The sequence below is a fragment of the Sutterella seckii genome (assembly GCF_009183815.1).
GTDB lineage: Bacteria > Pseudomonadota > Gammaproteobacteria > Burkholderiales > Burkholderiaceae_F > Sutterella > Sutterella seckii.
In genome coordinates, this window is the sequence record NZ_WEHX01000069.1 from 1 (window position 1) to 13,551 (window position 13,551).

The window sequence follows — 13,551 nt, forward strand, 5'->3', positions numbered from 1 at the left end:
ACGACGGACACCCTTGCCTCTGGCTGTGAGCTTGGCACTACCTCCTGCTCATCGGGACTTTCACCCTATAGAAATCGCCCATGCCGGGCACACGACAAAAGGAAAACGCTCCGGACCCGGACGGGAACGGAGCGTTTTCCTTTTTGCTTCGCTTTCTCAGCTCTTCCGGCGAGACCGACCTGAAAAGCCAGCCTCAGCCGGAATCACGTGCGGGAAAAGTCTTCGACTCAGGCCTTCTGAAGCTTCGAGGCATCAGCAGGCTCGCGCAGACGCAGCACGCAGTGGTAGACCACGAGGAGCGCAAGAATGATGAGCGCCACGGCGATGATGAGCTGCAGACCGCCCACCATGAAGACGAACGTGCCGTCCGCCATCTGGCCGAAGATCTTGAGCACGGCCTGAACAAGGGCCGTCATCGTCACGACGAACATTACCGTCATCGGGCCGTAGAGCATCCAGCCCTTGCGGCCGGTAGCCTTCAGGAAGACGGCAAGGCCGGTAAGAACGAGCGCCGAGAGGAGCTGGTTGGCGGAGCCGAAGAGCGGCCAGACGGACATGTAGCCCGCCATGCAGATCGCATAGCCGAGAAGGAGCGTGAGAACCGTCGAGAAGACCGTGTTCGTGAAGAGCGCCTGGATCGGGCCCTTCTTCTCGCCGGGACGCGGCGTGAAGAGTTCCTGGAGCGACATGCGGCCGATGCGGGCCACGGCGTCGACGGAGGTGAGCGCGAGAGCGGAAACGCACATCGTCAGGATGCAGGCGGCGATGTCGGTCGGAACACCGAAGAGTTCAGTGAGGAACCCGGCAACCGAGTGCGAGAAGGTCTGGAAGGGCGTGCCCGCAGGGAGAACGCCGCCCTGGGCCGCAGCGCAGACGACGACGAGCGCGACGACGCCGAGGACCACTTCAACGCACATGGAGCCGTAGCCCACGAGGCGCATGTCCTTTTCGTTGGCGACCATCTTGGAAGACGTGCCCGAGCTCACAAGCGAGTGGAAGCCCGAAACGGCGCCGCAGGCGATCGTGACGAAAAGAATCGGGAAGAGGTCGAGGTTCTTCACTTCCCAGCCGACGAAGGCAGGCATGTTGAGGGTCGGGTTCTTGACGAAGACGCCGAGAACGCCGCAGACGATCATGCCGATCAGAAGGAACATCGAGAGATAGTCGCGGGGCTGCTTGAGGAGCCACATCGGCATCACGGAAGCGGCAAAGAGGTACGCGAAGACCACATAGCGCCAGGACACGGAGTCGAGGTAGACCGGGAAGCAGATGCCGAGAGCCACCATCGCAACCATCAGCACGATGCCGACAATGAGCTGGACGCCGGCAGTCGGGCGCATGTACTTGAGGTAGAGGCCGAAGAGAACGGCGCCCACCATGTAGATGAGCGAAATCGAGCCCGCAGCCGCACCCGGCATGAGCTCAGTGCCGTCCTTCGCAAAACCGTTGAAGGTATTGGCCACCATGTCGCAGAAAGCCGCGATCACGAGGAGCGTGAAGAGCCAGCAGAAGAGGAGGAAGAGCTGACGGCCCGTGCGGCCGACGTAGTCCTCAATGATCATGCCGATCGAGCGGCCGCCGTTCTTGACGGAGGCGTAGAGCGCGGTGAAGTCCTGAACGGCGCCGAAGAAGATGCCGCCGATGATCATCCAGAGAAGCGCCGGGAGCCAGCCGAACATGGCCGCAATAATCGGGCCCGTCACAGGGCCTGCGCCCGTAATCGAGGTGAACTGGTGCGCGAACACCGTCCATTTGTTGGCAGGCGCATAGTCGCCGCCCTTGTTTTCCACGGCCGGTGTGGGCCGGTTGGGATCGATTCCCCAGGTCTTCTCGAGCCAGCGGGCGTATCCAAAATAGCCCGCTGCCAGAGCGACGAGAGCGATCAGCATGATGGTTAGACCGTTCATTGCCTGAAATCCTTGGTTCTTGTAGGAATGAAGTTTTATGGAAAAGCACTTCGGGGCTGCTTAGATCGAGAGAAGCACTCAGCCCCGGAAGCGAGCAGCGCAGAAAGAACGGAATCTTCTGCGTCTGACCCGAAATAGTACGATTCAAACTGCATTCAGGCAAATGCAGATTCTATTTTTGATTTATTTATATCATTTGATATTTTTGGATTTTTGATTGCGTTATCTGAATTTAATCAAAACTCAAAGCACGCCTTGACTTCTGCATCAATCCGGATATTGCAAAGAACTTATCGGGTTTACCCTTGAATCATCTGTTTACAGATCGCCAAAACAAAAGGCCCGGGACTTTCGACATCCCGGACCTCTTGTTTCTGAGTCCGCGTTCCCGGAAATCCGGGAAGCGGTCAGTTTGCTTTTCAGCCGTTCATCAGCTGAGGATGTAGACGGCAACGAGAAGAATGAACATCACCGGAGCGGTGCGCTTCACGATCGCGAAGGGCGACACGCCGGCGATGCCGGCCGCGATGATCATGCCGCCGGCAAGGGGCGACGAGAGGCGGCCGAAGTTGCCGGAAATGGCGGCGAGGTAGCCCAGACCGTCGATCGTCATGCCGAAGCTCGCGGCGTGCGGAGTAACGGCTTCATTGAAGGCGAAGGCCGCAGCGTCGCCCGAACCCGTGACGAGCGCCATCAGGTAGGGGCCGGCAGCGGCGCCCAGCTTGGCGATTTCGTTCGCATGCGTGAGGTAGTTGACGAAGGCGTCGATCACGCCGCAGGCGCGCAGGCCGGCAGCGAAAACGCCGGCCGCGATGATGATGCCGATGATCTTGGCGTAGCCCGAACCCATGCCGTCAAAGAACTTCTTCGTGACGTCGGCGGGGTTGGTGCGGGTGACGGCGATCGCGTAGATCGCGCCGATCAGCATGGCCGTCGCAACGGACATCTTCATCTGAGGCGCCCAGATGTTGGCGCAGACGAGAATGACGACGGGAAGCATCGGGGCGATGGCGAAGAGAATGTTGGGCTTCTCGGGAAGATCAACCTTCTTGCCGCCGGCGGCGCCCGTGCCTTCAGCTTCATGGAAGCCCTCGCGGCGGAAGTCGCGGTAGACGAGGCAGACGACGACCATCAGGACGATGGCGCCGAGCGCGGCGCCCACGGTGATCGGCATGAAGCGGCAGATGAACTCAATGATCGGAATGTCCGCAAGCTTCGAAACGAAGGCATTGTGCGCGACGCCCGGCGACAGGTACGCCATCGTGATGGAGCCCACCACGGCGGCGGCGGCCATGGCCGGATGGAAGCCCGCGCGGATGAGGAGCGGGATCACCGTCGGACCGACCGAGGCGACGAGGCCCGAGGTCGAGGGGATCGCGATCGAAATGAAAGAGACCACCAGCATGCAGGCGGGCAGCAGCAGGAGCCCGAGCTTGCGAAGGGGCTTCGTGAGAAGCGCAACGAGATGCACGTCGCACTTCGTGAGCGCGACGACGGAAGCAAAGCCCATTGCCGAGCAGATTGCGATGATGAGCGAGCCGTTCGTCATCGACTTGTCGAACTGCTTGAAGGCGATCATCGGTTCGAGCGAAAGAACCGCCATCAGGAGGCCGGCTGTAAGAAGAACAAGGCGCGTCTCGTAGCGCTTAATCAGCGCCAACGGCGCCGACGGTAACGACGAGCGCTACGCACATGGACCAGGTGGCCATAGGGAAATCTCCTTTCGGGAGGAAAAGTTTCAGGAATTTTTACGGGCGGGCGCGATTTTACGAGGGAAGCTTCGCGAAGCAACCTATCGTTTTCGCTTATTGAGGCCGAATTCTGCCCGAATCCTCAAAGGATTTCCTTTTCTTTACGTTCGGGCGCCGATCGGGGAAAAACCTGGCCGCCGGAAAATCAGCACCGCATGCGGTTTCAATTAAGCCTCTCTCTGAAGCTCGAAGCGACGACGGCGAGCCCCCAGAGCGCAAGGACCGCACCGAAAAAGACGAAGGGCAGAGTCCAGGCCCCCGTCTGCTCGTAGAGCATGGCGAAGATCCAGGGGCCGCATCCGGCGCCGAGGTACCCGATCCCCTGCGCCATGCTCGAGATGCCGAGCATTCGGCGCATGTCGCTCGACTTCTGCGCCATGAGAAGAAATGCCACGGAGAGCATCGCGCCCTGCGAGGCGCCGGCAGCGACCGAAGCCGGGAAAAGCCAGACGCCGCCCGCAATCCAGCCGAGAAGCCCGGCGAGATAAACGACGGAAAGAATGATCCCGGAGACGGCGTCATTGCCGACAAGCTTCATGAAGCGCGGCGTAAAGACGGAAGCCGGGAGACCCGAGAGGAGATAGACGAAAATCCAGAACCCCGTTTCCGGGGCGCTCATCCCGAGGCTCTGCCAGAAGGGCGGCATCCAGGCAGCCGCCGTATAGATCGTGAGGGACTGCAATCCCATCACCGCCGTGAGCGCCCAGGCAAGCGGATCGGAAAGCATGGCGCTGAAAGCGGATTTCTTATCTTCATTGCGAGAAGAACCGGCCGTCGCCATCGCCTCAGCGCCCGGCTGCCGCCTGGCGAGACTCCAGCAAAGAAGCGCGACGCCGGACGCCAGCGCCCAGAAGCCGAAGGGGACTGCAAGCGACCCCGAAAGCGTGAGAAGCGGCGCGGCGAGGAGTCCCCCCACGGCGCCCGAAGAGCCGATGACGCCCGTGTAAAGCCCCATCATCGGACCGCTCTTCTGCGCCCAGACAGTCTTCACGACGACGGGCATCAGCACGTTTAGGATGGCAATGCCCGCGCCGACCAAAAGCGTGGCGGCAAGAAGCACGGACCAATTGGTCATCATTCGAAGAACGGCGCCCGCAAAGAGAACCGCAATCGCCGCAGCAATCCCGCCCCAGAGCCCGAACCGGCGCACGAGCGCCGGTGCAGCAAAGGAAAAGACCCCGAAGGCCGCAATCGGAAGCGCGGAGAGCGTGCCGTAGGCGTCCCAGCCCACCTGCATGGCCTCGCAGATCTCGTGCGCGAGCGGGCCCACTGCCGTAACGGGCCCCCGCATGACGAAGGTAACCGAGAGGAAGGCCGCGAGGAGGAAGCCTCCTGCGGCAGCTGAGATAAGACGAGCCATGGCGGGGAAAGACAAGGATAGAAGAGAGTGATCTCTGGATTTTAGGCCGCATCGCACGAATAACGGATCGGATCGCTATTCCCCGGACGACAGATTCCTGTCGCATGCGCCGGACGAGATTCGTTACGAATGCACAAATTCATGAACACTTGTTCAGCGACTCCTGCGCTAATGTTGCACTTAGAAATCTCTCTTATAGAAAAGATCCTGCGGCCGGGACGGCTGCATGATCCGGAATCTGCGGGGCTCCGGGCTTCCTCCCAGTCGTTTCGGAAAAACCATTTCGAGTCGAAAGCCAGCCGCACCCAAAGGATGAAAACCATGAAAAAGAACACAAAGATCGCCGCAGCTGCCGCCCTCTCAGCCGTTTTCCTTCTTGGCGGCTGCGCGAGCGACGGCACCTACTACCGTGCCGATACCTACACGGCCAATCAGGTGAACCGCGTTCAGGAAGTCAATACGGTTGAAATCATCGCCATCAACGCCGCGCGCGTGGCAGTCCCCAACAGCAGCAACCGCGAGACGGCCCAGATTGCGGGCGCCATTCTCGGCGCCATCGCAGGCGCCGCGATCGGCAACCACAACAACCACTCCACCTCCGCCCGCGTGATGGGCGGCCTTGCGGGCGGCGCCGTTGGCGGCCTCGCCGGCGGCGCAGTGGGCGGCGACAGCACGACCTATACCGACGGCGTCCAGATCATCTACAAGACGGCCGGCGGCCGGGTGCTCCAGACCTCCCAGGTCGGCCAGCCCTGCGAATTCAAGACCGGCACGGCGATTCTCGTCGCGCCCACGCCGAGCGAAGCCCGCATTCAGCCCAACAACCCCTACGGGTGCCCCCGCAAGTAATGCGCGATCCTGAGGTACAAGAATCATGAAGTTCAGAAATTCCGCCGTCATTGCCGCTTCGGTGCTCTGCGCCCTGGCGGCTGCCGGCTGCACCACCCCGTCCACTCAGACGTCGACGCTTCCTCCGGGAACCCAGCGCATGAGCCAGGACCTCATCGACTACAACACGCAGAGCGTGGACGCCGCTGCCCGCGTCATGCAGGAAGAAGCCCGTCAGAAGGAAGCGGCCCGCGCCGCCGCTCAGGCTGAGGCCGCCCGCGTGAAGGCCGCTCAGGATGCCCAGGCTGCCAAAGCGCGCGTCGCCGCGCAGAAAGCCAAGTCCGCGCGTCAGGCAAAGCTTGACGCCTATCAGGACAAGGTGCGCGAACTCGAACTTGAGCTCAAGCAGCTTGACGTTGCCGAGCGCCGCGCTCAGGTCGACGGCACCGTGGCCGACAGCAAGGCAAGATCGGAACTTGCGCGCGAACGCGCTCAGCTCGAGCTCGACCGCATGCGCGCGGAAATCGAAAACCTGAAGGCAGCGGACGCGAAGTAAGCCGCCTCATCGACGATCCGTCTCAAATGCCGTCCGGGGAAGCGTTTCCCGGACGGCATTTTTCTGCTCTGAAGCTTCCGTTCCCCGATCGATCAGAATTCGAATCGATAAAGGAGATCAAGCGCCTGCTCCACCCCGGAAACGGCTTCGAGGTAAAGCCTCGGCATCAGCCGGTAGCGAAGCGTGAGGGTCGCGAGCGAATCAAAGATCCCGACGCCGTACTTCACCTGGAGCCCCGGGAGCACGTAAGCCGACACCACCACCTGCTGCGAGTCGCCCGTACCCGTCGTATCGACGCCGAGCCCTCTCAGCCCGACGGCGTCCCCTACTTCGGAGAGAATGCCGCTTCCCTGCGAGGTGCCGACGCCGATCAGCATGCTCGTCATCATGGAGGCGCTGCTTCCTTCCTCGGACCCCAGGCCTTCGCCGCGAATCAGGTAGGAGAGCGTCTCCTGTTCGGAAAGCTGCGGCGTGGAGAAGAGCGTCACCTGCGGCGACTCGGCGGTGCCCGTCACCCGGATGCCTGCCGTCACGCCGTCCGCTGTGTTTTCTGGATTCCTGATGGCTTCAAGACGCAGCGTGGGGTTGGTCATGGGGCCGGAGAAAAGGATCTGTCCGCTCTGAATCACGAGATCCTGTCCGTAGGCGCGGAAGCGCCCCATCGGCACGTTGATCTGGCCGAGAAGCCCCATTCTGCCCCCCGCCATGACGAACCGAACCTCGCCCGAGAGCCCCGCGCGGAGCCCATAGGCCGCAATCCGCACCTCAGGCCCGAGCACCACCGTGACGTCGCCCGAAATCGGCATGCCGTCCGTTCGCACGGTTCTGGGCTGAAGATTGCTGTCAAGAAGCACCTGATCCTCAGAGACGGCAATTGCCGTCGAGGGAAGCGTCTTCACTTCAATCATCGATTTGGGGATTTCAATGCGCCCCTTGAGAGAGGCGGAGGCATTCGTCGCCTCGGCCGTCACGTCGCCCTTGACGTCCACCTGAATCATGGGCGGGAGGGAAAGATGGAACCCCTCGGTGCGCACTCTCGCATCCGCCTTCCAGCGCTCAAGACTCTCCCAGGACGCGTTTCCGGAAAGGATCACGCTTTCCGTCTTCGTCCGGATTTCCCCGGAGAGCGTAGACGTACGTCCGTTGAACTCAATTTCGACGTTCGAGGGCTCCATTTCAATGGGAATGAAGTCGGCGTCGACCACGACATTTTCTGCGCCCGCGCGACCGTAAAGCTCCGGACGGGACAGCGTGCCCGCCGCCCGGAGCCGGGCATTGACGGCGCCTTCCGCGCGCTCGCCTCTTGAGAGGAAGGGCTGAATGAAGGAAGGCGTGATGCCCTCAACAATAATCCGGCCGTCGAGCCGGCGCTCCTTCTCCGGATCGATCACCGCGAGTTCGCCAAAGCTCGAGCCGTTCCCCTCGGGCTTCACCTCCCAGGCGAGCGCAACGCGCTTCCCCGTAATGAGCGCATGCGCGCGGAGCTTCTCAAGCGTCACCGGGAATCTCACGCCCTGCCAGCGCGTGGAGTAGCTCAGCCCGTCGCCGTTAAGGGTCACCTGGCCGGAAGGCATCGGATTTTTGGCGAGATCCCAGCGGAAATCCGCGCTCCCGGTAAAGCTCCCGGCGATGCGGTCGCTCTTCTTTCTCAGATAGGGCTTGAGGACCTCCATGTTGAGGCTCTTCAAAGCGAGGTGCGCTTCTCCCGCTCGTCCGAGAACCATGGGCTTCGGGAGGCACACCTCTGCATCCTCATGCATCCAGCAGTGGGTTCCCACGGCGAGCTGCGCCGTCTTCGGATCCCAGCTCAGGGGCGCGGCATTCCTGTTCGACCAGGTGCCTGCCGGCGTCTCCACGCGGGCCTCAGTCAAAGACCCCGTCCAGGAGAGCGTATCGCGCGAGAATTTCCCGGCAGCCCGGATTGATCCCGATACGGGGTCGCCGGAAAGAGCCAGCGTGATGACGTGGCTCCCCTCGGTACCCTTGAGCGACGCTTCGGCCGAATCCAGAGCGACGCTGGAAGCGGCAAGGTCCGCGAGCTTCAGGCTGGCGCTCCCCTGAATTTCCCCGCCTGCGAGGGAATTGAAGATGAAGGCCATCTTCTCTTCGAGAGACGCATTGGCGGCAGGAGGCGGAGGAAGATTTGCGGGCGGCGCGGGAGGCGGGAGCGGCTCTCCATCCTTTGCCCCGCCCTTCTGCGGCGCCGCGCCCTTAAAGGGCGAATTCCTCATGTCGACGAAGAGATTGAGGCCGCCCAGCGAAAAGAGATTCTCCCAGCCGAGCCCGCTCGCGCGGACATTCGCCTGAGCGATCGGGTGCGCGAGGCTGCCGGCAAGCTTCACTGTTCCGTTGGCGCGCCCGCTCAGCCCCGGAATCGTATTGAGGAGCCCCGGCGCATCAATGCTGAGGTCAAGCGTGATCCCCCGCATGTGCTCGACCTCGCCCGCAAAGCGCAGCGTGTTTCTGCCGAGGAGGAAGTCGAAGTCGGAAACCTTCCAGGAGAGTTCGCTCGTTCCTGAAATTTCCGTCGCGAGCCTCACAGGCGCCTTCTGAATGGTGCCGTCGAGCTTCAGTTTCGCCGAATCCACGCGGTAGGTGCCGTCCGTGCGCAGGAGCCCTTCGCCTGAGAAGTCGGCGCCGAGTCTGAGCGGAAGCTTTTTGATCCAGGGTTCGAAATCAACGCCCGAAACCCTGAGCGCGGTTTTCCAGGCGAGATCCTCATTCCAGGCCGCTTCGCCGCTGAGATTCAGCTCGCCGAGCGGCGTCGCGAGATCGAACTTCGAAAGCCGGATCCCGGAGAGGTCGCCCGAGGCATCCGCATCCAGAGTTCCCTCAAAGCGGGTCTCTTCCCCGAGGAGCGCGTCCGGCGCCTCAATGACGGGATGTCCCTTGAGCGCAAGCTTCCATGCGGAAGGGCGGCCGGCGGCCTCAAGCGCAAGATTCCTCACGATGTAGCGGCTTTTGGCGAACGTCCCGGCGATGCCCGGACGCGGCGAAGCTTCCTCGCTGAGCGGAGACTTTTCCGATGCGGCGGGCAGCGTTCCCGAGTCTTGAGCTGCAGGATCGCTGCCCGTTTTCTCTGCCTTCCCGCCGGAGGCAGCGAGAATTTCGGGCGATCTGAGTTCATCCGAGGCGAGAGACAGGCTGAAGGGAAGATCGGCCTCACCCGGGTTGGCCGCAGCCTTGAGCGTCATGGCGGCGGGGCCCTTCGTCATTGCTTCGAGACGGAGCTCCCCGGCAATTTCTCCGACAAGCGTCGTTTTGAGCTCAGCCTCAGGAGAATCAAACCGGAGGCCGGCGAGCCTCCCCCAGGGCGCGGCATCCGCACGGGCCTCCAGAGAGAGATTGACGGGCCAGGCGCCGTCGAGATCCGTGCTTCCCGAAAGCGCGAGATCCGCAGCCGAAGATTCCAGCTGGAAGCGCTCAATCTCAACATGCGACGCCTTCATGGAAGCCTTCGCGTCAATCGTGCGGATCTCGAGGGGCGAGAAGCCCGGAAGTTCCTCCGTCCCGGGGATGCCCTCGAGGCGAATGCCGCTCGCCTTAAGAGAGCGCAGTTCCGCATCAAAGGGGAGCCTGACGACCGGAAGCGTTTTGATGAAGGGGTCGGCAAAAATTCCCTTCACGCGCTCGAGATAGGTTTGATGAGACGGCGCCTGAGGGGCAGAGGCCGGTGCAGGGACCGATGCCGAAGTCGACGCTTCCCCTGCGGGCTGAGCCGCTTCCGAAGCGCCCGGAGGCGAAGAGAGATTTGAGAGATCTGCATGCCCTTCGGAGAGCGCCGCTTCTTCTATGACGACGCCTTCGCGGGCCATGCGTGCGGCCGCATCAAATTGAGCGGCCCCGGCGGGAATCCTGCCGAGCTCCGAGGAAAGGCCGGCGAGAGAGAATTTTGAGAGCTTGAGGATTCCGTCGTGAAGATCAAGCCCGGCATCGAGCGACTTCAGCTCAATCGTCTCGCCGTTGATCACTGCTTTTGCGTCTCTTGCCGCAATGCCCTCGAGCGTGATGCCGATCGGAAGCTTCAGGTCCGGCAGCTCAAAGGGCGCAGATTCTTCGGGAGCCGCTTTCTCCTGAGGGAGCTTCGCGGTCTCGACGACAGCCGCCGGCCTTTCGATCTCAAGGCGCCCGAGCTTGAGCTCCTTATCGAAAAGACGGTACCAGTCGAGCTCAATCACGAGCTTTTCGACCTTCACGTCCACGCCGGGAGAAGTCCAGCCGATCCCGGTGAGCGTCAGATGCCGCCAGTCGCCGTCGGACTTTTCAATCGAAAGCCCCGGCACCCAGCGGTCAAGCGCCTTCGCCGTGAGTGAAAGCCCCGTCGACGTCGTTGCAAGGAAAATGAGCGCGCCGGCAAGAAGAAGAAGGAGTGCGAGAAGAATTCCCGCGAGGCGCAGAAAAATACGGGCGGATCTGGCCATCTTAGAGCTCCGGGCCGAGGCCGATATAGAAAGCAAACCCCTTGTGGTCCGGGTCTCCGATCGGGCGGGCAATGTCGAGCTTCACCGGCCCCACGGGCGACTGCCAGCGAATGCCGAGACCCGCGCCCACCTTGAAGGACGTGGAAGTAAATTTATCCACCGCTTCGCCGGCATCCACAAATGCCGCGCCCCACCAGGCGCCGTGGAAATTCCACTGGTATTCGATGCTCGAGGTGAAAAGGCGCTTTGCACCCCGGAGGTCTCCCGACTCGTCCTTGGGCGAGATCGACTTGTAGTCGTAGCCGCGAACGCTTCTGTCGCCGCCCGCAAAGAAGCGCAGGTCCGGCGGCACGTCGTCGAAGTCGTCCGTCTGAATCCAGCCGAAGGCGTAGCGTCCGATGAAGCGATGGCGCATGGCGAGCGTGCGGATCATCGCGCCCTGCGCATTAAAGGCCCAGAAGTCGATGTCCGACCCCCAGAATTTGCGCGAAAGGTCGAAGGAATAGCGCTGCGAATCCCCCCACGTCGGCATGGCGCCGCCCCGCGAGCGCGTGCGGCTGAAGGAGACGCCCGGATAGAAGAGCATGGTCTTCGTCGAGCTCATGCCCTGCGTGAAGTTGTCGAGCATCCAGCGCATGTTGAATGCCCGCTGCCAGCCGTTTTCAAAATTCCAGTAGCGCGATCCGACAAGCGTCGTCTGGGTCGACTTGGTGTCGTTGAGGTCCGTATGCTTGAGGCCGCCCTGCACGAGGTAGTACTCCTCAAGCGGATTCTCGCGCCGGGGCATCTTGTAGCTGAAGTCGAATTCCTGCTCGCGGGCGGAAACGGCGCTCGAGAGCGCCAGACTGTGTCCCTTCGAATTCACCCAGGGCTTGGTCCATTCGCCCGTGAAGCGAGGTCCGACGTCGGTCGAATAGCCGACGCCCACTTCGACGATATTGCCTTTTCGCGGCGTGAGCGACCCTTCAAAGGGAAGCTCCTTATCGGGCGTTGCATTTCTGAAGTCGGGCGCGACAACGGCGTAATTGAACCAGCCGGTATCGGCAAGGCGTTCGTTGAGGTTGGCAAGCCCTTCTGAGGTATAGGGATCGCCTTTCTCAAAAGGAATGAGGTTCTGCAGAATCTCGTCGTCGATCTGCGAGCCCGAGAAATGCACCTCGCCGAACTTCCAGCGCGGACCGGAACTGAAGGTGAGGCGCCACCAGGCCTGATGGAGGTCCGGCGCCACGGCAAGTTCATTGCGCGTAAAGCGCCCCTGAAAGTAGCCCTTCCGCGTGGCAAGACTCTGCACTTCCTTCTTGAAGCTCTCGTATTCGCCGTGGTTGAGCACGTCTCCCTTTTTAGGGAGCTTGTCCCTGATGCGCTCGAACGCGCGGTCGTTCGCCGCATCCCCCTCAAGGAGGAGCTCGGCGCCTTCAATCCTCACGGGCTCGCCCGGATCAACCGTCAGCCGGAGAATGCGCGGATCCTTCGATCCCTCCTTCGGTCTCGGATCCCACTTGAAGGTAAGTTTCGGGGCATAGTAGCCGAGCGCCCTCAGGCCGTCCCTCACGCCGGTTCTCACCCGGGCCCGGTAGCGGCCTTCCACGGTGATGCCGTCAAGCCCGAGCGACTCGAGCTGCGCCCGGACATTCTCCTCAAGTTCGCCCTCAAGCCCCGAAAGCCGGTAGCTGAAGTCCGCCGCCCCGGCTGAAAGCGCAAGGGACAGAAGAACTGTCAAAGCGAGTGAACGAAGGCGAATCACGGCAGGATCCCTCGGCAATATCGGGAGAAGAGAAGGATTCCGCTTATTTTAGCGGGCCGTATTCCGCAGCTTCCCGGCGTGCTGCCCGCAGAGTCTTTTCCAAAAGCAAAAAGCGCCGGAAATGTCAACCGACGCTTTTTGCTTCTGCCGGTCCGCTCGCCCGGAGGCGGCGCGGCCGAGCGATCAGACTGCCGCTCAGGCCTTCACGGGAGCCTTGGGAGCCGCTTTCCTTGCCGGAGCAGGTGCGGCCGCAGGCGCCTTGGCTTCAGGCTTTTCTGCTGCAGGCTTGGCGGGTGCCTTGGCGGCGGGTTTGGCTGCCGGCTTCTCCGCGGTCTTGACTGCGGGCTTTTCAAGAGGCTTCGCCGCTGCCTTGGCGGCAGGCTTTTCTGCGGGCTTGGCGGCAGCCTTCGGCTGCGCCTTGCGGGCTGCGGGCTTCTTCGCGGGAGCCTCCTTAGCCGGCTCAGGAGCCTTGACGGCCGTGAGCTGCTTCACGGCTTCGGCGATCACGCGCTGCACGGCTTCCTCGGGCGAAAGTCCCGTCTGCGCGAGCGCATCCGTAAGCGCCTTCAGCGCAGCTTTGCTCAGCTTGATTTTGGTTTTGATCTTCAGAACGGGCATAGTCTCTCCTTCTTTTCTGCCTTTGCGACGCAAAGGCATTGACTTCTCATTTCTGGATTTTTTACTGTATCACCGAACCGAGAGCCGCCTCATCCCGGGTGCGGGCTTTTCTCGCCGACATTGCGAAAAACTGTTTCCGGGCGGTTCATGATGCGCGAAGGTGGCGAACGCCAGGAGCCTCTTCCGTACGGCATCGTGCGCTCATCTGCGTGCATTGCGGGTCATTCTCAGCGCTTCGCCGGCGCAGCTCCAAATAGAGCGGGCAATATCGGGTAGAGGGCCCCCTTGCAGGGTACCCCCTCCCACACCGCATGGCCCCGTGATCGGGCCCTTTCGGACATGCCGTTCGGCATCCGGCGGTTTTCA

7 protein-coding genes and 1 pseudogene are annotated in these 13,551 nt (G+C 61.9%); 2 read left to right on the plus strand and 6 right to left on the minus strand.

Features of this window, described 5'->3' with window-relative positions; all coding sequences use genetic code 11:
- Positions 1-227: 227 nt before the first annotated feature.
- The 3 genes and pseudogenes from GBM95_RS08845 to GBM95_RS08855 all read right to left on the minus strand — a co-directional run bounded on the left by GBM95_RS08845 (position 228) and on the right by GBM95_RS08855 (position 5,018).
- Positions 228-1,907, minus strand: coding sequence for a carbon starvation CstA family protein (locus tag GBM95_RS08845; protein ID WP_152158766.1), 1,680 nt, complete (start codon positions 1,905-1,907; stop codon positions 228-230).
- 430 nt (positions 1,908-2,337) lie between these two features.
- Positions 2,338-3,616 (minus strand): annotated as a pseudogene (gene dcuC, locus GBM95_RS08850) (C4-dicarboxylate transporter DcuC).
- Positions 3,617-3,821: 205 nt separating this feature from the next.
- The gene (locus GBM95_RS08855; RefSeq protein WP_152158767.1) at positions 3,822-5,018 is read right to left on the minus strand and encodes an MFS transporter; all 1,197 of its coding nucleotides are present in this window, start codon (positions 5,016-5,018) and stop codon (positions 3,822-3,824) included.
- Between the two features lie 321 nt (positions 5,019-5,339).
- On the opposite strand from GBM95_RS08855, the gene GBM95_RS08860 reads away from it, so the two are divergent.
- Together GBM95_RS08860 and GBM95_RS08865 are read left to right on the plus strand one after the other, a co-directional pair.
- Positions 5,340-5,867: a hypothetical protein gene (locus GBM95_RS08860; protein ID WP_152158768.1), complete on the plus strand. Its 528-nt coding sequence runs from the start codon at positions 5,340-5,342 to the stop codon at positions 5,865-5,867.
- A 25-nt stretch (positions 5,868-5,892) separates the two neighbouring features.
- On the plus strand, positions 5,893-6,402 hold the full coding sequence (locus tag GBM95_RS08865; protein WP_152158769.1) for a hypothetical protein: 510 nt from the start codon (positions 5,893-5,895) through the stop codon (positions 6,400-6,402).
- Positions 6,403-6,494: 92 nt separating this feature from the next.
- On the opposite strand, the gene GBM95_RS08870 is transcribed toward GBM95_RS08865, so the two are convergent.
- From GBM95_RS08870 to GBM95_RS12345, 3 genes are all read right to left on the minus strand, one after another.
- Positions 6,495-10,823: a translocation/assembly module TamB domain-containing protein gene (locus GBM95_RS08870; RefSeq protein ID WP_152158770.1), complete on the minus strand. Its 4,329-nt coding sequence runs from the start codon at positions 10,821-10,823 to the stop codon at positions 6,495-6,497.
- 1 nt (position 10,824) lies between these two features.
- The gene (tamA, locus tag GBM95_RS08875) at positions 10,825-12,567 is read right to left on the minus strand and encodes an autotransporter assembly complex protein TamA (protein ID WP_152158771.1); all 1,743 of its coding nucleotides are present in this window, start codon (positions 12,565-12,567) and stop codon (positions 10,825-10,827) included.
- Positions 12,568-12,762: 195 nt separating this feature from the next.
- Positions 12,763-13,185, minus strand: coding sequence for a hypothetical protein (locus GBM95_RS12345; RefSeq protein WP_193222641.1), 423 nt, complete (start codon positions 13,183-13,185; stop codon positions 12,763-12,765).
- Positions 13,186-13,551: the final 366 nt, after the last annotated feature.

Bases quoted from the DNA above. Each gene is read 5' to 3' on its own strand.
- GBM95_RS08860 (WP_152158768.1), top strand. From the start codon at position 5,340: ATGAAAAAGAACACAAAGATCGCCGCAGCTGCCGCCCTCTCAGCCGTT.
- GBM95_RS08865 (WP_152158769.1), top strand. From the start codon at position 5,893: ATGAAGTTCAGAAATTCCGCCGTCATTGCCGCTTCGGTGCTCTGCGCC.
- GBM95_RS12345 (WP_193222641.1), bottom strand. From the start codon at position 13,185: ATGCCCGTTCTGAAGATCAAAACCAAAATCAAGCTGAGCAAAGCTGCG.
- GBM95_RS08870 (WP_152158770.1), bottom strand. From the start codon at position 10,823: ATGGCCAGATCCGCCCGTATTTTTCTGCGCCTCGCGGGAATTCTTCTC.
- GBM95_RS08845 (WP_152158766.1), bottom strand. From the start codon at position 1,907: ATGAACGGTCTAACCATCATGCTGATCGCTCTCGTCGCTCTGGCAGCG.
- GBM95_RS08855 (WP_152158767.1), bottom strand. From the start codon at position 5,018: ATGGCTCGTCTTATCTCAGCTGCCGCAGGAGGCTTCCTCCTCGCGGCC.